This window comes from Mesorhizobium sp. WSM4814 (assembly GCF_055811595.1).
Genome location: NZ_JBVVQT010000005.1, coordinates 226,641 through 247,001 on the forward strand (window position 1 = coordinate 226,641; position 20,361 = coordinate 247,001).

Sequence of the window (20,361 nt, forward strand, 5' to 3'; positions counted from 1 at the left end):
CGCGGTTGTTGCCGCCCCGCGGGCGGGGGGTCGGGGGCCCCCCGGGTCATCGCGGGGGGGCTCGCCGCCCCCCTGCGCCCCGGGTGTGTTATTGTGGGGCCCGCGCCGACATCGACGGTGGTCATTCTACGTGAGCTGGGAGGCCCTCTTTTGCCTGCAGTGATTGCCCTGTTCGGTCCAGCATCGCTTTTGCGCATGGACGCCATGCAGAATCAGCGATTTAAAAGGTCAGCAGAGCTTACCTTTTTGGCGTGGAGGAACGAGTCTTACTGCCCTGCAAAGGAGACCATCATGTCCACGATTTCAGCCAGACGCGGATTTTTCAGAAGCGCCGTGAACGCTCTCATCGAAGCGCGCCAGCGCGAAGCGAGCCGCTATGTGAGCGGCGTTCTGCTTGGTTTTGACGACGAAACGCTGAAAGCCAACGGCTACGATCGCGAAGAACTGAAGAAGGCGGCAAGGTCGCGCTATGTCTGAGCGAATTTGCGGCGTGCGGTGAAGGCGCTGCGCGTCACCGCTTGAGGTGGATTGTCACCCAGCCTTCGCGATGCAACGTCCTGACATGGCGGAACCGCTGGCCGACATAGGCGGAGATCACCGCGTCGCGCTGCCGGTCGAGGATGCCTGACAGCACGATCGAGCCGCCCAAACCGATATGCCCGGCCATTTCGGGCGCCAGCCGCATCAGCGGCCGCGCCAGTATATTGGCGACGATGAGGCCAAAAGGCCCGCGCGCGGCAAAAATCGGATGGTGGAAGCCCGGCGCCGTCACCGTTTCGACGAGCGCCTTGACGTGGTTGAGCCGCGCGTTGGCGGCGGCGACTTTTGTGGCGACCGGATCGATGTCGGTCGCCAGCACCGGGATATGGGCGAGCTTGGCCAGCGCGATGGCCAGCACCGCGCTGCCGGTGCCGAGGTCGAGCGCGTTGCGCGGGCGCTCGCGCCGCACGACCTGTTCCAACATTTCGAGGCATCCGGCGGTGGTGCCGTGATGGCCGGTGCCGAAAGCCAGGCCCGCTTCGATCTCGATGGCGAGTTCGCCGCTGTGGCGCTTCCTGCGGTCATGCGCGCCGTGGACGAAGAAACGGCCGGCGCGTACCGGCTTCAGTCCCTCCAATGAACGCGTCACCCAGTCGATATCAGGCACGGGCTCGCGCGCAATCGGCCTCGACAGGGCCAGCCCGGCAAGGATCTCCTTCAAGCGCGCCTCGACGGCATCGACATCGCCGTCGGCATAGAGTGACACTTCGTGGATGTCGCGGTCCTCGTCGACTTCGACCAAGCCAATCGGCAGGCCCTCATCTTCGAATGCCGCTTCGAACGCCGCGAAGATACGGTCGGCCTCGATCTTTCCAGTGCTGAAATAAAGCCGCGTTTGGGTCATCAAACGATTTTCTTCGTGCGCATGATCTTGTCCGAAAACCGGTTCCCACTTTTCGCTGGCGCGGACCGTCGGTTCGGGACCATGCACTAACCTGCCGCCAGCCGCTTGAGCTTGGCGATGGCGGCGTCCGGGCTTTCGCCATAGGCGATGGTGCCGGCGAAATCGCCCCTGGCGTTGAGCAGCAGCACCGAAGCAGTGTGGTCCATCGTGTAGTCGCCGTTGCCGGTATCGACCTTTTTCGAATAGATGCCGAAGGATTTGGCCATGGCGCGGACCTTGTCCGGGTCGCCGGTGATGCCGAGGATGCGATCGGAGAAGTTGCTGATATAGGCGTTCATGATTTCGGGCGTGTCGCGCTCCGGGTCGACCGTCACGAAATAGGCGCGCAGGTTCTTGCCATCGTCGCCCATCGTCTTCAGCCAGCCGGCCAGTTCGAACAGCGTGGTCGGGCAGACTTCCGGGCAGTGGGTGAAGCCGAAGAAGACGACGCTGGGCTGGCCGCGAAAGGCAGCCTCGGTGATTGGAGCGCCCTTCTGGTCGACCAGCGTGAACGGCGCGCCGAACGGCTCGCCGCCATAATGCCCGCGGTACCATTCAAAGGTGAGCCAGCCGATGCCCGCCGCCATCAGGACGAGAATGCCGACCAGTATTGAACGCATCATCAATTGGCTGTCCGTCGCGATTTTCATTGGCGCCGTGTCGGCGCCTTTGGAGCTTGTTGGGCGAACACTCTTAACGGTTTGATCTCGCTCGCGCAAAGATGTCGCGTTGCCGCAACCGGCTTTCTCTTAAAAAATGATCCGCTTGCAAAGTGCTGCCCGCCGTCCCACCTGAGGTCGGCAAAACTCGAACGGCAGGAGGCTTCGTTTGCAAAGGTTGATTGGGCAACGACTGATTGGGCAAGGACTGATTGGGCGAAAACTGATCGGCGGCGCTTTGGCCGCGTGCCTTGTCGTCGGTGCTGGTGCGGCTGTCGCCCAGGAGGTCGGCAAAGTCGGCGTCGACTGGCTCGGCAACGACATCATCGTCGAGGCGATCAAGGACCCGAAGGTCGAAGGCGTGACCTGCCATGTCTCTTATTTCGACCGTGGCGTGATCGACCGCCTGCAAAAGGGCAACTGGTTCGAGGACCCATCCGATTCCTCGATCGCCTGCCGCCAAACCGGGCCGATCACCATCGGCGACATCGACATGAGCGAGGCCGGCGAGGAGGTGTTCAAGCAAGGCATCAGCCTGATCTGGAAGAAACAGGTGGTGAACCGCATCTACGACAAGACCAACGAGACCCTGATCTATCTGTCGCATTCGCGCCAGGTGCAGGACGGTTCGGCGAAAATGTCGGTCACCACGGTGCCGCTCTATGGCCAGAACGTGGTGTGGACCAACGGCAAGCCGAAATAGGCTCTGGAAACAGGTGACAACGATTGGTCCCCGCTTGCGGGACTAATCGCTCGGGCGTAAAGCCGCCGGCATGGACCCTCCCGAAAATCTTGTCCTGAAAGACCCCGAGCCGCGCATTCATCCGACCGCGGAATTGAAGGCATGCAAGCTTGGGCGCTACGCCTCGATCGGCGAGCGGGTCATCCTGCGCGAAGTCATAGTCGGTGACTTCTCCTATTTCGAGCGCCATGCCGAGGCGATCTACACGACAACAGGCAAGTTCTGTTCGATCGCCGCCAACAGCCGTATCAACGCGCTCGAGCATCCGATCGAGCGGTTGACCCAGCACAAGGTCAGCTACCGGCCAAACGAGTATTTTCGCTGGCTGGGCGTCGACGCGGCGTTCCGCGAACGGCGGCGGGCGACGTCCGTCACCATCGGCCACGACGTCTGGATCGGCCATGGCGCGGTAATCATGCCTGATGTGACCATCGGCAATGGCGCGATCGTCGGCGCCAATGCGGTGGTGACGCGCGATGTACCTGCCTATGCGATCGTCGCCGGCGTTCCGGCCAAGCCGCTGCGCCAGCGTTTTGCCGAGAAAACCGCTGCGCGGATTGAAAGCCTCGGCTGGTGGGACTGGTCGGTCGAAAAACTCGCCAGGGCCATTCCCGACATGCAGGCGCTTTCCATCGAGGCCTTTCTCGACCGCTGGGAGCACGAAATCCCCTGATCCTTGCGGGTCTCTGAACGGCTACGTCGGTGAAAGGAGGGAACCCGGAGCGGATGCTGGTTGTTTCTCCTGCCATGATGGAGAAGCTTTTCACCAGGATCGCCACCTACGTTGCCCATCTTGCCGGTCTGCCGGCGACATTCGCCGTCTGTTTTCTGATCATCGTTGTCTGGGCGGCAAGCGGACCGATGTTCGGGTTTTCCGATACCTGGCAGCTCATCATCAACACCGGCACGACGATCGTCACCTTCCTGATGGTGTTCCTCATCCAGAATACCCAGAACCGCGATGGCACGGCGATTCAGACGAAACTCGACGAGTTGATCCGGGTCGGCAAAGCTCACAATACCTTTATCGGCATCGAGCACCTGACCGAATCCGAGGTCGAGGAGATCCGTAGAAAATGTGAACAGGCGGCGAAACGGCATGATACGGCGGGCATGAAAGCCACTGCACAAAAGCGCGGCTCGAAGACGCATGCGGCGTGAGCGTCAGCTTTCCATGAACGTCGCGAAAGCGTCCTTGTGGTCCGGGTGCCAGCGCGACAGAGCAGGGCGATTTTCGATGATGTCGCCGATCGCCCAGGCCATGCGCTTTTCGTCCATAGGCCGCGTCGCCTCGTTGTCGGGGCACAGGATGTAGAAGTCGCCACGCACCAGCGCGGCCAGCATGAAGTCGATCACCTGCTCGCCGGTCCAGGCGCCGGCGGGCTTTTCGGTTGCACCCTCGGTCAGGCCGGTAAAAGTGAACCCCGGAATGAGCAGATGCGCAGCAATCTTTCCGCCGGGCTCGTTGCGCAGCGCATGCGCCAAGCCTTCGGTAAAGCTCTTCACGCCCGATTTGGAGACGTTGTAGGCAAGGTTGCCGGGCGGCGTGGTGATGCCTTGCTTGGAGCCGGTGTTGACGATCAGGCCCGGTTTTCCTGCAGCCAGCATGCGTGGCACGAAGGCCTCGACGCCATGGACGACGCCCCAGAAATTGATGTCCAGCAGCCGCTTCCAGGCGTCGCGGTTCTCCCAGGGTTTGCCGGGATTGTTGCCGACGCCGGCATTGTTCATCAACAGCGACACGCCGCCGAAGGCATCGAATGCCTTTTCGGCCAGCCGGTCGACTTCGTCGGCTTTCGAGACGTCGGTGGCGACCGCGAGTACCGCGCTGTCGCCGGCAATGGTTGCAACCGCGCCGGCAGCCTCGTCGAGCCGCGCGCCGCCGATGTCGGCAAGCACGATTTTCAGGCCCATTGCCGCCAGCCGCCTGGCCGCGGCAAGGCCGATGCCGCTGGCGCCGCCGGTGATGACGGCAACGTTGCCGGAGCCAAGGGCAGGCAAAGCGCTCTGGATTTCGGCGTCGGTGGTCATCGATAGTGTCCTCGTTCAGGTTGCGCCGAACTTAACGCGGCGACAGGCTCGCGCAAGCCCCGTTTGGGCGCCCTTGGGTTGACCACATCGGCAGGCGCTGCGCATGCTGTCCGCGTAAGAAGGAGATTACCGATTGACCGACTGGATCGAGATCCTGAAAGAACAGACCGCCGCCGGTGACCAGATGAGCCGTGAGGTGCCGCAAATGCTTGCCAATCCCGACATCAGCGAAGCGCAGGTGAGAACGCTGTTTTCGGCGCTCGAAAAACAAGCGGAATTCGTCGAGAAGCTGCGCATGGCGCTGGAAAAATTCGGCCACGATTTTTCGGTGATCAAGGCGGCCGAGCGGCTGGAGGAACGCTATGCCGACCTTGCGGCCTCGGTGGCGGAAAAGCTGAAGGCGATGCGGGGATAGGGCGGTACCTATTTTTCGATCTGCCTTTCGAAACGCTTGTCCGGCACGAACCAGATCATGGCAACCAGCACATAGAGCGCGACGCTGATCCATTGATTGACGAAGGTCAGCGGAATGGCGGCGATGTAGAGGACCACCGAGATCTTTTCCTTGCGATCGGTGCCTGCCGCTCTGGCGAAGGCAGTGTCGTTGCCATGCAGCCGGTGCAGGATGACGACCAGAATGAAGTAGGCGGCCGCGCAAAGCGCCAGGACAACACCGTAAACAGCGACAGGCACCGGCGCGAAATGGTTTTCGCCCATGAAGGCGGTGGTCACGGGCATCAGCGACAGCCAGAACAGCAGATGCAAATTCGCCCACAGCACGCGGCCATCGACCCGCTGCACGGTGTGGAACATGTTGTGCAGATTGTTCCAGTAGATGCCGACATAGATGAAGGACAGCACGTAGCTGAGAAAGGTGGGCCATAGCGGTGCCAGCGCGGAAAAATCCGCGCTATGCGGCACCTTCAATTCCAGCACCATGATGGTGATGATGATGGCCATGACGCCATCGGAAAATGCCTCGACCCGTCCCTTGCCCATGGACTCTCCCCTGCTGCGCCTGACTCATCCTAGGCGATCGACGTGGCTGGAGGGAAGGCCCGGCCATCATCAATCGCTGTCGCGCGCGATCAGCTCCAGCGGCCAGACCTCACGGATGATCCGCGCGCCTTCGGGGCCGGCGAAGGCCGGGATCGACGCCAGCAACATTTCGGCAAGCCGCCGTCCCATCGGCTCCAGGCGAGGGCGGAAGCCGGTCAGTGCCGGTAAAAAATAGCGGCAGAGCGGCGTGTCGACGATGACGATCACCGCAATGTCGTGGCCCGGCTTGATGCCCATCTCGGCCAGCGCCTTGCAGCCGCCGAGTGCCATCGCGTCATTGTTGAAGATGATGGCGGTCGGCGGGTCCTTGGAGCGCATGACCTGCGGCGTCACCGCGTCGCCGCCGGCTTCATTGATGAAGCCTTTCGCGATCAGCCCGGGGTCGACCTCGATGCCGTGCCGCCGCAAGGCCTTGCGATAGCCGGCCAGGAACAGGTAGCCGAAATTGAGGTTGAGGGACGGGCGGATGGCAGCGATGCGGCGATGGCCGCGCGCCACCAGGCGGTCGACCGCGTCGGCCCCGGCTTTTTCGAAATCGAGGTCGAGCGACGGATAGGTCTTGCCGCCGGAGCGGCTGCGGCCGAGCGTCGCGAACGGGAATCCGACCCTGGTCAGGTAATCGATGCGCTCGTCCTCGCGACGCGTATAGGCCAGCACCACGGCGTCGGCCCGGCGCGTCTCGACCACCCGGCGCAGGCGCTCCTGCTGGTAGTCGCCCGGCGCGCCCATCACCACGATCAGATCGAGCCCGCTTTCGGCGAGTTTCGCCTGCAGCCCGGTCAGGAACGGAATGAAGAACGGTTCGCCATATTGCTGGTCGCCCGGGTGCGGCTGCAGCATGAAGGCGATCGAGTGGGTGGTGCCGCGGCGCAGGCTGCGGCCGGACTGGTTCGGCGAATAGTTCAGCTTTGCCGCCGCATCGAGCACGCGCTGGCGGGTGTCGGCATTGACGTCGGCACGGCCGTTGAGCGCGCGCGACACGGTGCCGATCGAAATGTTCAGGTGACGCGCAAGGTCGTGGATGCTGGACGCCAAAGGACAGTTCTCCCCCTTGCCTGGCTATCATCGGCCGCTCTTCAGGCCAAGGTGATCAAGGTGATTTTCGCGAGCGGCCAATTGACATTCTACGCCTTCCGGTGTGTTCTCGTAAACGTTTACGGAAAAACGTTTACGGTCATGCCGTGAATGCCGTGACGATCGGTCTGGAGGGGCCGAGCGGAGGAGGAGCGCTGGATGGTGAATGTCGTCCTGGTCGGCTGCGGAGCGATGAGCAAGCACTGGCTCGATGCGGCGAGGCAGATCGACGGGTTGGCTATTGTCGGCCTTGTCGACCTCGACGCCGACAGGGCGAAGGCAAGGGCGCGCGAATACGAGCTTGCCGGCGCCATCGTCGGAACCAATCTTGACGCCGTGCTCGACCAGACCAAGCCCGACGCTGTGTTCGACATTGTGGTTCCCGCGGCCCGGCGCGATGTCGCGCTTTCGGCCTTTGCGCATCATTGCCACCTCCTGACGGAGAAGCCGCTAGCTGACAGCCCGGAGAACGCGCGCGCCATTGTCGAGGCAGCCCGACGCGCCAGGCGCGTGCACGCCGTCGTCCAGAACCGCCGCTATGTCGCCAACATCAGGCGCATCAGGCGTTTTCTCGATTCCGGCGCCATTGGTGCGCCAACCAGCATCCACGCCGAATTCTTCGTCGCGCCGCATTTCGGCGGGTTTCGCGAGGAGATGCGCCATGTCCTGCTGCTCGACATGGCGATCCATACTTTCGACGCCGCCCGCTACATGGTCGGCGGCGCGCCGGCCAGCGTCTACTGCCAGGAATGGGAGCCGGTCAATTCCTGGTACCGGCAGGGATCGTCGGCCACCGCAATTTTCGAGCTCGGCGGCGGCAAGCTGTTCACCTATGCCGGCTCCTGGTGCGCCGACGGCTTCCGCACCAGTTGGGAGAGCACATGGCGCATCGTCGCCGAGCATGGCAGCCTTGTCTGGGACGGTGAGGATGGGCTGAGGGCGGAAGTCGCGCGGCCTATCCGTGAAGGCCTGTTCGATCGCACAGAGCCGCTCGCCGTGCCGCCGCTCGATCCCAATGACCGCATCGGCGGCCATCTCGGCATCATCCAGGATTTTGTGCGCGCCGTCGAAACCGGCAGCGAGCCCGAGACGCGCGGCGCCGACAACATCAAGAGCCTGGCCATGGTCTTTGCCGCGATCGAAAGCGCCGAAACCGGGCGCCGGGTCGCGATCGCATAGAGCAAGATGAGGTTAGTTTTGGTCATTCTGCCGGTGATGGTTTGGGACAAGGTCGAGGGGTCTGGCGAAGGGCGTAGTGGTGCTACACCCGAGCCAGAGCCCGAAGGATTTGGCCCAAACCAGCCCGGCAGAATGACCAAAACTAACCTCATCTTGCTCTGGGAAGGGTGACGATGCCAAACCCGCTTCTCGACATCAGGATCGGCACCATGGTGCGGGCCAATCTCGATGACCCGGCCGCCTATATTAAGGCGATCCTGCCGCTCGGCTTCGAGAGCATCCAGCCCTTCTTCTGGCAGACGCTGGGCGACAAGGATCTTCCACGGCTGGCCGGCCAGATCCGCGAGGCGATCGGTGACGCCGATGTCGTCGTCTCCTCGCTCGGCGTCTTCGGCAATCCGCTGGAAAGCGGCGATGTCGATCGCGGCGTGCTTGATGCCTGGGAAACGGCCATCGACCATGCGCATCTGTTCGGCACCGCGATGGTCAGCGGCTTCACCGGCCGCCTCCGCGGCAAGCCGCTGCCCGACAGCCTGCCGCGCTTCCGCGAGGTCTGGGGACCGCTGGCCCGGCGCGCCGCCGACAAGGGCGTGCGCATCGCCTTCGAGAATTGCGCGATGGACGGCAACTGGGCTGATGGAGACTGGAACATCGCCCACAATCCGGACGCCTGGGAGCTGATGTTCAACGAATTGCCAGATGACAATCTCGGCCTGGAATGGGAGCCCTGCCACCAGCTCGTCTACCTGATCGATCCGATCCCGCAGATCCGCAAATGGGCGCCGCGCATTTTTCATGTCCACGGCAAGGACGCGACGGTGCGCTGGGACGTGATCCGCGAGCATGGCGTGTTCGGCCGGCTGCCGTTCGTGCAAATGCGCACGCCTGGCTTCGGCGACAGCGACTGGACGCGGGTGATCAGCGAATTGCGGCTGGCCGGATACAGGGGCGCCATCGACATCGAAGGCTGGCACGACCCGGTCTATCGCGGCGACCTTGAGATTACCGGGCAAGTGCGGGCGCTGGACTACCTCAAGCAATGCCGGGGAGGTGCGACGTATCTGCCGAACCCGGCGTGAAGTTAAGGCATGTCGCGCAAAAGCATGCCCTCGGGCCTGACCAAGGGTGTGCAGCGGTTTTGCGACAACGACATGCATCAAACAGGGAGCCGGCCAGCGAAGCATTGCGGCGAGAAGCCGAAGCATTCGTCGAAGACCCCTCGGCTTGCGAGGGAACAAAGGGAGGATAAGTGCATGAGCATCACGATGAGAAGGACAGTTTTGCGCTCGACCGTCATGGCGGCCGCCACGGCGCTCGCCGCCGCAATCTCCACCTTGCCTGCCCAGGCGCTCGATGCCCAGTGGTGCAAGGACGTCCACATCCGCTTCTTCGTCGGCGGCGCCGAGGGCGACGCCTTCGGCACCATCGTCTACAATGGCGCCAAGCAGGCCGAGGCCGATCTTGGGCCAAAGGTCGACTACATCTTCTCCCAGTGGGATGTCGAGAAGATGGTGCAGCAATTGCGCGAGGCCGTCGCGGTCAAGCCCGGCGGCATCGCCATGATGGGCCACCCGGGCGATGCTTCGATCATGCCGCTGGCCGAACAGGCGCACAAGGACGGCATCAGGATGATGTACCAGAACGTGCCTGTGCCGAAGGTCACGGCAGCGTTCGGCGGCGGGTATGTCGGCGCCCAGCAGGAAGAGCAGGGCCGCGCGCTCGGCGCCGAGGCGTTCAAGCTGGCCGGGCTCAAGGCCGGCGACAAGGCGATCATGATCGGCCCGTTCGAGAACGAGAGCCGCGGCGCGCGCGAGCGCGGCACGGTCGCCGCCCTGAAAGAGGCGGGCGTCGAGGTCATCCAGCTCTCCTCGCCGCCGAGCGGCGAATGGGCTTCCGACCCTAATCTGGCCATTCCGGTGATTACCGCAGCACTCCTCAACAATCCCGACGTCAAGGCGGTTGGCTATCCCGGCGGACAGATGCTGGGCAACGTCCCGACCTACATGCAGGCGGCAGGCAGGAAGGCTGGCGATATTTTCAATTTTGGCTTCGACACCAGCCCGCAGATCGTCGAGGGTTTTAAGGGCGGCTGGGTCCAGCTGACGGCCGACCAGCAGCCGTTCCTGCAGGGTTATCTGCCGATCCTCAGCCTCTGCCAGCAGGTGGTGCTGGGCCTGGCGCCAATGAATGTCGACACCGGCGCCGGCTTCGTCACGCCTGACAATTACGAGATCGTCGCCGAGCTCGCCAAGCAGGCGCTGCGCTGACCTTTTGACACGGCTGCCGGTCTTGCGACCGCAGCCGGAACCAAGTGAGGATCGCCATGGCAGAACGCCTTATAGAGCTGCGCGACATCAGCAAGTCCTATGGCCAGGTCTATGCGCTGGGCGGGGTCAATCTCAGCGTCGACCGCGGCGAGGTGGTCGGCCTGATCGGCGACAACGGCGCCGGCAAGTCGACGCTGATCAAGATCCTCTCCGGCGTGGTCAAGCCGACCAGCGGCGAGATCCTCATCCGCGGCCAGCCGGTGACCGGCTGGAGCGCCGCGCGCTCGCGCGACGCCGGCATCGAGACGGTATTCCAGGACCGGGCGCTGGCCGTGCAGCAGACGATCGTGCGCAACATCTTCATGGGCCGCGAACTCACCGGCTTTCTCGGCTGGCTGAAGGTCAACAAGGAAATCGAGGAGGCGAGCCGGCTGATGCGCGAGATCGGCTTCACCTCGAAAGTGTTCACGCCGCAATCGATCGTCGGCCAGCTTTCCGGCGGCGAACGCCAGGGCGTGGCGATCGCCCGGGCAATCTACAAGCAGGCCGACCTGATCATCCTCGACGAGCCGACGACGGCGCTGTCGCTGACCGAGACCGCCAAGGTCTTCCATTTCGTGCGCCAGGTGCGGGCGAGCGGACGGTCGATCCTGTTCATCGGCCACAACATCCACCACGTCTTCGACATCGCCGATCGTTTCGTCGTGCTGGACCGCGGCAAGGTGGCGCTCACCGCCGACCGCAGCCAGGTCAAGTCGGCCGAAGACCTCATCAACTTCATGAAAGACGTCGCGCATCCGGGTGGATTGCCGGGACTGCACGACGCCGGCGACCCGGAGCAGAGAGCGCGATGAGCAAGACGATGAAGCCCGATCTGCAAGAGCCGTCCGCAGGCATCTCCCGTCCCGGCAATCCCCGGAAAGAGTGGAAACACCCATCCGATCAATGGATGCGCGGCTTCATCCTCGACAACCGCGCCGCACTTGGCACGCTTGCCGTGTTCGTGGTGATGATGACGGTGTTCATGATCGCCAACCCGACCGTCTTCACCACCTGGTATCTCTACCGTTCCGTGCTCACCACGCTGCCGGTTGCGCTGTTCGTGGTGGTGCCGCTGGTCTTCGTCGTCACCTGCGGCGAGATCGACCTGTCGTTTCCGGCGACGATGGGTTTTGCCTCATGGGTGTTCGCGCTGGTCGTGCAGGCCGGCTACGACCCGTTTCTCGGTATTGCCGCCGCCATTGCAACGGGCACGTTGCTCGGCTTCCTTGTCGGGTCGCTGGTCGTCTATGGCGGGCTGTCGTCGCTGATCGCCACGCTCGGAATGAACTTCCTGCTGCGCGGCCTGATCCAGATCATCAACGAAGGCAGGTCGACGGCGCTGACCAGCCTTGCCGACAGCTGGGCCTACAAGATCTTCTCCAGCCAGCTTTACGGCATCCCGGTGCAGATCTTCTGGGCCATTGGCTTTGTCGTGCTGTCGGCGCTGCTCTACAACAGGCATCGTTTCGGCGCGCAGGTGAAGGTGGTCGGCGACAATCCCGACAGCGCCCAGCAGATGGGCATCGACGTCAAGCGCGTGCGGGTGAAAGTATTCGTCTTCGTCGGCATCGGGGCGGCGATCGCCGGCACCTTTTCGGTGATGATCAACTTCACCTGGTGGCCGACGGCCGGCGACGGCTATCTGCTGCCGGTGCTGGCATCGGTGTTCGTTGGCGGCACGCCGACCTGGGGCGGCATCGGTACCGTCGTCGGCGGCGCCATCGGCGCCGTCACCGTGTCGTTCATCCAGACCGGCGTCGTCGCGGCAGGCCTGAGCGGCTTCTATGTCCAGTTCTTCAACGGGCTGATCATCATCCTGTCGCTGCTCGGTCACAAATGGAACCAGGCGCGGTATCGGTGAGGGGGAGACTCACACCCCGGTGACAAACCCGTCCAGCACGCGTTTCTGGCCGGCCTTGTCGAAGTCGATGGTCAGCTTGTTGCCGTCGATGGCGGCAATGTTGCCGTTGCCGAATTTCTGGTGGAAGACGCGGTCGCCGACATTGAAGGGGGATGGCGTGTCGGCGACGGATTTGGCGACCAGCTCGCCGTCGATGGTGCGGCCCTTGATCGAGGTGCGGCCGGCGCCATAGCCACTGTCGGTCTCGCCATAGCCGATGCGCTCGACCTGGTGGCCGGAGCGCGAGCCCCAGTTGCGGTCGGTCGCCTCCGTGCGGTTCTGCTGCGCGCGCTGCCAGCCCGGCGTTGCATAGGTGCTGGAGAAGGCGCCGGATTTTTCTGCGCCGACATTGTCGAAGCGCGACGCGCCGTAAGGATTCTGCCGTCCTGCCGCCTGGCCGCCCCGTCCGGAGGCGAAGGAGCCGCCGCCGTAGGCATTGCCGTAGCCGCCATAGGAGTTGCCGCTCTCGGCGACCTCGACATGGGCTTCCGGCAATTCCTCGAGGAAGCGCGACGGGATCGTCGATTGCCACAGGCCGTGGATGCGGCGGTTGGAGACGAACCACAAATGCAGGTTCTTCTTGGCGCGGGTCAGCCCGACATAGGCCAGCCGCCGCTCTTCCTCGAGCCCGGAGCGGCCGCCCTCGTCGAGCGCGCGCTGATGCGGGAACAGTCCTTCCTCCCAGCCGGGCAGAAAAACTGTCTCGAATTCGAGGCCTTTGGCCGAATGCAGCGTCATGATGTTGACGGCGTCGAGCTCGGCGTTCTGCTCGGCGTCCATCACCAGCGCTACATGTTCGAGGAAGGAGCGCAGCGATTCGTACTCCTCCATGGAGCGGATCAGTTCCTTGAGGTTTTCCAGCCGGCCGGGCGCTTCTACAGAGCGGTCGTTCTTCCACATGTCGGTGTAGCCGCTCTCCTCCAGGATGGTCTCGGCCAGCTCGGTGTGCGGCGTGGTCTCCAGCGCCTTCTGCCAGCGCTCGAAATTGGCGGCGACCTCGCGCAACGCTGCGCGCGGCTTTGGCTTCAGCTCGTCGCTCTCAGCGAGTTTTTCTGCAGCCTCCAGCATCGGGATGCGCAGCGCCCTGGCGGTGTCGTGGATCTGGCGGATGGTGGCTTCGCCCAGCCCGCGCTTCGGCACATTGACGATGCGCTCGAAGGCGAGGTCGTCTGCGCCTTGCGCGACGACGCGGAAGAAGGCCAGGGCGTCGCGGATTTCGAGGCGCTCGTAAAAGCGCGGGCCGCCGATGACGCGGTAGTTGAGGCCAAGGGTGACGAAGCGGTCCTCGAACTCGCGCATCTGGAAGGACGCGCGGACAAGAATGGCCATATCGTTGAGATTGTGCTTCTGCCGCTGGTAGGCCTCGATGGTTTCGCCAACGGCGCGGGCCTCTTCCTCGGAATCCCAGGCGGCATGGACATGCACCTTCTCGTCGTCCTCGGCGATCTTTTCGGTGAACAGCGTCTTGCCGAAGCGGCTTTCATTGTGGGCGATGAGGTGGGAGGCGGTGCCGAGGATGTGCGCGGTGGAGCGGTAGTTGCGTTCCAGACGGATGATCGTGGCGCCGGGGAAATCCTTGTCGAAGCGCAGGATGTTGTCGACTTCGGCCCCGCGCCAGCCATAGATCGACTGGTCGTCGTCGCCGACGCAGCAGATGTTGACTTTGCTATCGCTCACGGCCGCGCGCGAGCTTCGCTCGCTGGCCTCCGCGGGGGCGGCCTGGCCGGCCGACGCCCGGTCGGGCTTGCGGCCTTCGGCCGTTCGCAAACCTGTCGACGTAGAAGTGCGTCCGGCGTCCGGCCGTTGCGCCAGCAGCCGCAGCCACATGTACTGGGCGGTGTTGGTATCCTGGTACTCGTCGACAAGGATGTAGCGGAAGCGCTTGTGGTATTCCTTCAGCACGTCCGGATTGGCGCGGAAGATACGGATCGGGTGGCACAGGAGATCGCCGAAGTCGCAGGCGTTCAGCGTCTTCAGCCGCTCCTGGTAAGCCTTGTAGAGTTCACGCCCCTTGCCGTTGGCGAAGGCGCGGGCGTCGCCCTCGGCAATCTCGGCGGGGCCAAGCCCCTTGTTCTTCCAGCCGTCGATCATCTGGGCGAACTGCTTGGCCGGCCAGCGTTTGTCGTCCAGTCCTTCGGCCTGGATGAGCTGCTTGATCAGGCGCACGACGTCGTCGGTGTCGAGAATGGTGAAGTCGGATCTGAGCCCGGCAAGTTCGGCGTGGCGGCGCAGCAGCTTAACTCCAATCGAGTGGAAGGTGCCGAGCCACGGCATGCCTTCGACATTGCCTTCGCCGATCAGCAGGCCGATGCGCTGCTTCATCTCGCGCGCCGCCTTGTTGGTGAAGGTGACGGCGAGGATCTGCGACGGGAAGGCCTTGCCGGTGGCGAGGATGTGAGCGATGCGGGTGGTCAGGACGCGCGTCTTGCCGGTGCCGGCGCCGGCCAGCACCAGAACCGGACCCTCGGTGGTTTCCACCGCCAGCCGCTGCTCGGGGTTGAGCCCGTTCAGATAATCGGGCGCATTGGCATGGCCGCTGCGGGCAGCCATGGCGCGCGCAGCAATGCCCGACGGGGCCACGGGCCGCGCGTTCGGTTCATCAAAAAAAGGCATATCTTCCGAAAAGCCGGACATCTCCCCCGAATGTAGTGATTCGGCAGCGAAAGGCCAGAAGTGTCTCCGTTTTGTTCTCTGTCCAGCGCCGGAACCTACAAATGGGTATATTTAACCCACCGACGTCGTGGAGCACTGCATGCTGGGCCTCACTGATCCGTGATTGGACCATGCAGCCCTCGACCCTATCTTGCGCGGCGGACATATTCCCGAAGCCGAGGAGAGCGCCATGACAAAACCGAGCCCTGCCAGCCCCGCCGTCAACAGACCCGCCATTACCCAGGCTATGATAGATGCGTATGACGAATACACGCATCTGACGCTCGACCGGCGGCGCTTCATGGAACAATTGACCAGGCTTGCCGGATCAGGTGCGGCGGCCGCCGCAATCGCGCCGCTGCTGGCGGCGAATTCAGCCCGGGCGGCGATTGTTGCCGAGGACGATTCACGCGTGACGGGCGAGGACATCAGCTATCCCGGCAGCGGTGGCGAGATGAAGGGCTATCTGGTCAAGCCGGCCGGCCAGTCCGGCAAGCTCGGCACCGTCATCGTCGTGCATGAGAACAGGGGGCTCAACCCGCATATACGCGATGTGACGCGGCGCGTGGCGCTGGAAGGCTTCGTTGCGCTGGCCCCGGATTTCCTGTCGCCGCTCGGCGGCACGCCGGCCGACGAAGACAAGGCGCGCGAGCAGTTTTCCAAGCTCGATCCGGCGCAAACCACTGCCAATGCGGTCGCAACGGTCGCTTTCCTTAGGGGCAGCGAGGATGGCAACGGCAAGGTCGGCGCGGTCGGCTTCTGCTGGGGCGGCGCCACGGTGAACACACTGGCTGCCAATGCGCCGGATCTGGCTGCCGCTGTCGCCTATTACGGCATGCAGCCGAAGGCCGAGGATGTGCCCAAGATCAAGGCGGCGCTGCTGCTGCATTATGCCGGACTCGACACCCGCATCAATGCCGGTATCGACGCCTTCAGGAAGGAGCTCGATGCAGCTGAAGTCGAGTACACGATCCATGTCTATGAAGGCGCCAATCATGCCTTCAACAATGACACGTCGGCGGCTCGCTACGACAAGAACGCGGCGGACCTCGCCTGGGGCCGGACGATCGCCTTTCTCAAGGAGAAGCTTGCCTGATCAGGCATTTGCCGGTTTGTGAAAAGCGACGCCGGCCACCACCAGCGCGATGCCGATGCAATCGGTTGGGCTGGGTATCTGGCGGAGCACAAAGACGCCGATCAGCGTGGCGGTGACCGGCAGCAACGACAGCATCAGCGCGAAGCTCGATCGCGGCAGCCGCGACATGGCAAGCTGGTCGCAGATATAGGGGATGACCGACGAGCAGATGCCGACGCCGATGGCGGCGATGAGCAGTGGCGGCGCCGTGAAAGCCGGCAGCGCATCGGTGAAGCCGATCGGCAGCACGATGAGGCAGGCGACCGCCATGGCGGCACCCAGGCCGGCGATGCCGTCGCCAGCGCCGGCGCGGGCAACGCGATGGCCAAGCATGATGTAGCCGACGAACAGCGCGCCGTTGAGGAAAGCCCAGAACAGGCCGATCGGGTCGCTTGACCATTTGACGTCGATCAGCAGCAAGGTGCCAGTGACGGCAACGGCAAGGGCTGCGAGATTGCGCGGGCTTCTGACGCCGAACAGCGCAACGCCGATGGTGCAGACGAACTCGATCGCCGCGACCAGCGAGATCGGCAGCCGGTCGAGTGCCAGGTAGAAGGAGCAATTCATCACGCCGAGGCAAGCGCCAAAACCGAGAAGCAGCAGCCGTGTCGGCCGGTCGGCGCGGGCGAAGACCGTCCACGGCCGGGTCAGCGGCGCGAAGACAAGGGCGGCCGCAACGATGCGCAGCCAGGCCATTCCGAGCACGCCGACATGCGGGAAAAGCAGCACGGCGAAAGCCGGCCCGAGATAATGAAACACAGCGCTGACACCGAACCAGACATGCGGCGGCAGCGATGTTGCCAGCCTGCCAAAGACAGGGCCGGCGAGGGCAGGGATAGCAGCTGGGGCTTGCGCTTGATCGTCCATAGGGTCATTATCGCAGGCAGATTTACCTTTTTATATGGGTAATGGCCGACCAAAGAGATCATTTGTTCTCGTGAACAAAGGAGTTTTCCCTGAAACGCATTCGAAACGAAAATGCTGATCTGGATGCGGCGGATCTGAAAATCCTGCGCCTGCTGGAAAAGGATGCGCGCACCAGCACTGCTGAACTGGCGCGCTCGGTCGGCCTGTCGGCGCCGAGCGTGGCCGAGCGCATCAAGCGGCTGCAGGAGAGCGGTGTGATCGAGGCCTATACTGTGCGGATCAACCCGGCCGCGCTCGGCATGAAGCTGTCGGCATGGCTGCGGATCAGGCCGGTGCCCGGGCAGTTGGCTGCGGTCGCCGAGATCATCCGCGACTTGCCGGAAATCGCCCAGTGCGATCGGGTGACCGGCGAGGACTGTTTCATCGCGCTGGCGCATGTCGGCTCGGTGGCCGAACTCGAACGGGTGATCGACCGCATCATTCCGTTTGCGATGACCAACACCGCAATCATCCAGTCGTCGCCGGTGGTGGCGCGTTCACCGCTTGCGGCAGTGTTCGTCAATACATCAGCTTAACTGGAAAAAGTCGCGCCGCCCCTCATCGCCCTGCCGGGCACTTCTCTCCGTATAGTGACGGGGAGAAGGACGCTGTCATCAATGGTTTCGCCAATTTGCGGGCGTTGCTGAAAGAGCGCCGAGGCTGCGGCAAGCTCCCTTCTCCCCGTCTCTATACGGGGAGAAGGTGGCGGCAGCCGGATGAGGGGCGGCGCAAACGCCCCCGAAAAATGCGACCGGAGGACGAGACCATTTCTTTCCGCACCGATCAGGCGTGGCCGCGCTTCATACGCGCTTGCTTCAGGATGGCGCGCCAGCGGATCATGGCGAAAGGGATCGGCTCGTTGTTGTTGGCGATGGTAAAAATTTCGTAGTTGAGGTTCTTCAGCGATCGCCAGAAATCGTAGTCGCTGATGCGTGGGTCGGCCGCCAGCTTGTCCGCCTCGACCTTGATATCGGTTTTCATGCAATTTCCCCGAACCGCTTCAGCCCCCGCCGTCAGTATCGCAATGCTGACGGTTCTCGACCGCCGTACTGAGTCGTGCAACGCCTCAATTCGGCTTGTTCACGTTAAAACCTTGGTAAGGTTAACGGCGGTCTGACTGCGGCTCAAGCGTCTTGCGACGAATACCGATCGAACGGCCGGCGCGCTCAGGCATCGGCAGCGCCGCATGGGCGGCGCGCATGACTTCGACCTTGGCCAGGACATCGGCCGGGAAGGGCGCCACCTTCGGTCCGGACATGTCGACATGCAGCGACAATGATTCGGACGTGGCAGCGAGCCAGCCGTCGACATGGCGGATTTCCTGGTAGGCTCTCAGCCGCTTGTCGTCATGGTCGAGCAACTGGAACGAGACATCGACCTTGTGGTCGAGATGTAGCTCCCTGATATAGCAGACATGGACTTCCGCCGTGTAGATGGTCAGCCGGCGCTGCTTCGCATAGTCCGGCCCCATCCCCATCATTTCGAACGCTTCGTCGGAACAGCGGTCGAACAGCACGTTGTAATAGGCCATGTTGAGATGGCCGTTATAGTCGATCCAGTCTTTTTCGATGGCCATGGGAGCAGAGGCGAAGGGGGCGGCGGTGGACATCGAAAACTTCCTTCTGGCTGGACAGGACGTGGTCGGGGAGACTAGAGCGACGTGCGTCGAATTGGACGCACAAAGTACGCTCTAGCACATTGAATCTTCGCATCGTGCTTTCCGAAAATCGATTTCGATTTTCGGGCCGATGCGATAGGCATCCATAAGTCCATAACAAGGGTGGACGTTGGTCCATTCGCGGAGGAATAGATGGCTCTGAGCGACCTCAATCCGGTCGAGCGCAACGAAGAAGGCATCGCCGCGGTGCTCGGCATCCTCAAGCAGCGGCTCGGCGAACGGTTCCAGACCGGCCAGGCGATCCGCACCCAGCACGCGCATACCACCACCTATATTCCAACCCAGGCGCCGGATGGCGTGGCGTTTCCAGAGACGACACCGGAGGTGCAGGAGATCGTGTCGGCCTGCGCCGCGCACCGCGTGCCGGTGATCGCCTTCGGCGTCGGCTCTTCGCTGGAGGGCCACACCAACGCGCCGGGCGGCGGCATTTCTGTCGATACGTCGCGGATGAACCGCATCCTAGCGGTCAACCCGCAGGATCTCGATTGCACGGTGGAGCCCGGTGTGACGCGCGAGGATCTCAACCGGCACCTGCGCGACACCGGCCTGTTTTTTCCGATCGATCCGGGCGCCAATGCATCGCTCGGCGGCATGGCGGCGACGCGGGCGTCGGGCACCAATGCGGTGCGTTACGGCACGATGCGCGAGAATGTATTGTCGCTGACGGCGGTGATGGCCGACGGCGAGACGGTGACGACCGGCAAGCGCGCAAAAAAGAGCTCGGCCGGCTACGATCTGACGCGGCTCCTGATCGGCTCCGAAGGCACGCTCGGCATCATCACCCAGCTGACGCTTAAGCTGCAGGGCATTCCGCAGGCGATTTCCGGCGGCGTCTGTCCGTTTCCCAGCGTCGAGGCGGCCTGCAATGCGGTGATCGCGACAATCCAGATGGGCATTCCGGTGGCGCGCATCGAACTGGTCAATGCGCTGCAGATGCGGGCGATGAAGAGCTATTCGAAACTCGACTATCCCGAAAGCCCGTGCCTGTTCGTCGAATTCCATGGCAGCGACGCCGGCGTTGACGAGCAGGCCGAAACCTTCGGCACGATCGCCGAAGACTATGGCGGCGGACCATTCCTGTGGACCAGCGTCGCCGAGGAACGGACGAAGCTGTGGAAGGCCAGGCACGACGCCTATTGGTCGTCGCTGACGCTGCGGCCGGGCGCCAAGGGGCTGTCGACCGACGTTTGCGTGCCGATCTCGCGCTTTGCCGAATGCGTTACGCAAACCGAGGCCGACATCGCCGAGATGGGGCTGATCGCGCCGATCGTCGGCCATGCCGGTGACGGCAATTTCCATGTGCTGGTGCTGATGGACGCGGACGATCCGAAGGAAATCAAGCAGACGGAAGAGTTTGTCGCGCGGCTGAACATGCGGGCGATCGGCATGGATGGAACCTGCACCGGCGAACACGGCATCGGACAAGGCAAGATCGGCTTCCTGCGCCATGAACTCGGCCACAGCGTCGATATCATGCGCACGATCAAGCAGGCGCTCGATCCGCAGAACATTATGAACCCTGGGAAGATACTGCCGGCCGACTAAAGTCTTTTGCTTTTGGGGCGATCGATTTGCCTCTTTATCGACACGCTGATGCGGGTAGAGTGCGGCTGA

22 protein-coding genes are annotated in these 20,361 nt (G+C 63.2%); 13 read left to right on the forward strand and 9 right to left on the reverse strand.

Annotated features, from left to right (window positions below; all coding sequences use genetic code 11):
• The first annotated feature begins 150 nt into the window (after positions 1-150).
• Positions 151-477 (forward strand): hypothetical protein, encoded by a 327-nt coding sequence (locus tag AC0L2V_RS11515; RefSeq protein ID WP_473520119.1) that lies wholly within the window; start codon positions 151-153, stop codon positions 475-477.
• A 34-nt stretch (positions 478-511) separates the two neighbouring features.
• Here the strand turns inward: AC0L2V_RS11515 and AC0L2V_RS11520 are convergent, their stop codons facing one another.
• Positions 512-1,384 carry a 50S ribosomal protein L11 methyltransferase gene (locus AC0L2V_RS11520; protein ID WP_091594483.1) on the reverse strand — a complete coding sequence of 291 codons (873 nt, stop codon included), beginning with the start codon at positions 1,382-1,384 and terminating at the stop codon, positions 512-514.
• 86 nt (positions 1,385-1,470) lie between these two features.
• The gene (locus tag AC0L2V_RS11525) at positions 1,471-2,046 is read right to left on the reverse strand and encodes an SCO family protein (RefSeq protein ID WP_128246426.1); all 576 of its coding nucleotides are present in this window, start codon (positions 2,044-2,046) and stop codon (positions 1,471-1,473) included.
• Positions 2,047-2,290: 244 nt separating this feature from the next.
• Between AC0L2V_RS11525 and AC0L2V_RS11530 the strand changes: the two genes are divergently transcribed.
• The 3 genes from AC0L2V_RS11530 (at position 2,291) to AC0L2V_RS11540 (ending at position 3,985) form a co-directional block, all read left to right on the forward strand.
• A complete protein-coding gene (locus tag AC0L2V_RS11530; RefSeq protein WP_287065119.1) occupies positions 2,291-2,785 on the forward strand; it encodes a CreA family protein in 495 nt (164 codons plus the stop codon).
• A 70-nt stretch (positions 2,786-2,855) separates the two neighbouring features.
• Positions 2,856-3,497, forward strand: a complete 642-nt coding sequence (locus AC0L2V_RS11535; protein WP_473493977.1) for an LbetaH domain-containing protein — start codon at positions 2,856-2,858, stop codon at positions 3,495-3,497.
• A gap of 77 nt (positions 3,498-3,574) precedes the next feature.
• Positions 3,575-3,985 (forward strand): low affinity iron permease family protein, encoded by a 411-nt coding sequence (locus AC0L2V_RS11540; RefSeq protein ID WP_473520158.1) that lies wholly within the window; start codon positions 3,575-3,577, stop codon positions 3,983-3,985.
• Between the two features lie 3 nt (positions 3,986-3,988).
• Here AC0L2V_RS11540 and AC0L2V_RS11545 read toward each other — a convergent pair whose 3' ends face one another.
• Complete coding sequence (locus AC0L2V_RS11545) at positions 3,989-4,855, reverse strand: SDR family NAD(P)-dependent oxidoreductase (RefSeq protein WP_473493978.1); 867 nt, start codon at positions 4,853-4,855, stop codon at positions 3,989-3,991.
• 133 nt (positions 4,856-4,988) lie between these two features.
• Here AC0L2V_RS11545 and AC0L2V_RS11550 point away from each other — a divergent pair, with 133 nt between their 5' ends.
• Positions 4,989-5,270 carry a hypothetical protein gene (locus AC0L2V_RS11550; RefSeq protein WP_473520120.1) on the forward strand — a complete coding sequence of 94 codons (282 nt, stop codon included), beginning with the start codon at positions 4,989-4,991 and terminating at the stop codon, positions 5,268-5,270.
• An 8-nt stretch (positions 5,271-5,278) separates the two neighbouring features.
• Here AC0L2V_RS11550 and AC0L2V_RS11555 read toward each other — a convergent pair whose 3' ends face one another.
• The gene (locus AC0L2V_RS11555; protein WP_473520121.1) at positions 5,279-5,854 is read right to left on the reverse strand and encodes a TMEM175 family protein; all 576 of its coding nucleotides are present in this window, start codon (positions 5,852-5,854) and stop codon (positions 5,279-5,281) included.
• Between the two features lie 69 nt (positions 5,855-5,923).
• Positions 5,924-6,949, reverse strand: coding sequence for a LacI family DNA-binding transcriptional regulator (locus AC0L2V_RS11560; RefSeq protein ID WP_473520122.1), 1,026 nt, complete (start codon positions 6,947-6,949; stop codon positions 5,924-5,926).
• Between the two features lie 198 nt (positions 6,950-7,147).
• On the opposite strand from AC0L2V_RS11560, the gene AC0L2V_RS11565 reads away from it, so the two are divergent.
• The 5 genes from AC0L2V_RS11565 (at position 7,148) to AC0L2V_RS11585 (ending at position 12,337) form a co-directional block, all read left to right on the forward strand.
• Complete coding sequence (locus tag AC0L2V_RS11565; protein WP_473520123.1) at positions 7,148-8,167, forward strand: Gfo/Idh/MocA family protein; 1,020 nt, start codon at positions 7,148-7,150, stop codon at positions 8,165-8,167.
• Between the two features lie 173 nt (positions 8,168-8,340).
• The gene (locus AC0L2V_RS11570; RefSeq protein ID WP_128167128.1) at positions 8,341-9,246 is read left to right on the forward strand and encodes a sugar phosphate isomerase/epimerase family protein; all 906 of its coding nucleotides are present in this window, start codon (positions 8,341-8,343) and stop codon (positions 9,244-9,246) included.
• Positions 9,247-9,420: 174 nt separating this feature from the next.
• The gene (locus tag AC0L2V_RS11575) at positions 9,421-10,434 is read left to right on the forward strand and encodes a substrate-binding domain-containing protein (protein WP_027153760.1); all 1,014 of its coding nucleotides are present in this window, start codon (positions 9,421-9,423) and stop codon (positions 10,432-10,434) included.
• 56 nt (positions 10,435-10,490) lie between these two features.
• On the forward strand, positions 10,491-11,288 hold the full coding sequence (locus AC0L2V_RS11580; RefSeq protein ID WP_473509091.1) for an ATP-binding cassette domain-containing protein: 798 nt from the start codon (positions 10,491-10,493) through the stop codon (positions 11,286-11,288).
• Positions 11,285-12,337, forward strand: coding sequence for an ABC transporter permease (locus AC0L2V_RS11585; RefSeq protein WP_473520124.1), 1,053 nt, complete (start codon positions 11,285-11,287; stop codon positions 12,335-12,337). Before AC0L2V_RS11580 ends, AC0L2V_RS11585 begins: the two co-directional genes overlap by 4 nt.
• Before the next feature lie 9 nt (positions 12,338-12,346).
• On the opposite strand, the gene AC0L2V_RS11590 is transcribed toward AC0L2V_RS11585, so the two are convergent.
• Positions 12,347-15,010, reverse strand: a complete 2,664-nt coding sequence (locus tag AC0L2V_RS11590) for an ATP-dependent helicase (protein ID WP_473509087.1) — start codon at positions 15,008-15,010, stop codon at positions 12,347-12,349.
• Between the two features lie 208 nt (positions 15,011-15,218).
• Between AC0L2V_RS11590 and AC0L2V_RS11595 the strand changes: the two genes are divergently transcribed.
• Positions 15,219-16,124, forward strand: a complete 906-nt coding sequence (locus tag AC0L2V_RS11595; RefSeq protein ID WP_473509086.1) for a dienelactone hydrolase family protein — start codon at positions 15,219-15,221, stop codon at positions 16,122-16,124.
• Here AC0L2V_RS11595 and AC0L2V_RS11600 read toward each other — a convergent pair whose 3' ends face one another.
• On the reverse strand, positions 16,125-17,030 hold the full coding sequence (locus tag AC0L2V_RS11600) for an EamA family transporter (protein WP_473509084.1): 906 nt from the start codon (positions 17,028-17,030) through the stop codon (positions 16,125-16,127). It abuts the gene before it with no gap.
• A gap of 89 nt (positions 17,031-17,119) precedes the next feature.
• Here AC0L2V_RS11600 and AC0L2V_RS11605 point away from each other — a divergent pair, with 89 nt between their 5' ends.
• On the forward strand, positions 17,120-17,605 hold the full coding sequence (locus AC0L2V_RS11605) for an Lrp/AsnC family transcriptional regulator (RefSeq protein ID WP_128180780.1): 486 nt from the start codon (positions 17,120-17,122) through the stop codon (positions 17,603-17,605).
• Between the two features lie 247 nt (positions 17,606-17,852).
• On the opposite strand, the gene AC0L2V_RS11610 is transcribed toward AC0L2V_RS11605, so the two are convergent.
• Positions 17,853-18,050 (reverse strand): hypothetical protein, encoded by a 198-nt coding sequence (locus tag AC0L2V_RS11610; RefSeq protein ID WP_287177278.1) that lies wholly within the window; start codon positions 18,048-18,050, stop codon positions 17,853-17,855.
• Between the two features lie 121 nt (positions 18,051-18,171).
• Complete coding sequence (locus AC0L2V_RS11615; RefSeq protein WP_287282163.1) at positions 18,172-18,678, reverse strand: thioesterase family protein; 507 nt, start codon at positions 18,676-18,678, stop codon at positions 18,172-18,174.
• Positions 18,679-18,879: 201 nt separating this feature from the next.
• Between AC0L2V_RS11615 and AC0L2V_RS11620 the strand changes: the two genes are divergently transcribed.
• Positions 18,880-20,292, forward strand: a complete 1,413-nt coding sequence (locus AC0L2V_RS11620; RefSeq protein WP_287291548.1) for an FAD-binding oxidoreductase — start codon at positions 18,880-18,882, stop codon at positions 20,290-20,292.
• Positions 20,293-20,361 lie beyond the last annotated feature (69 nt).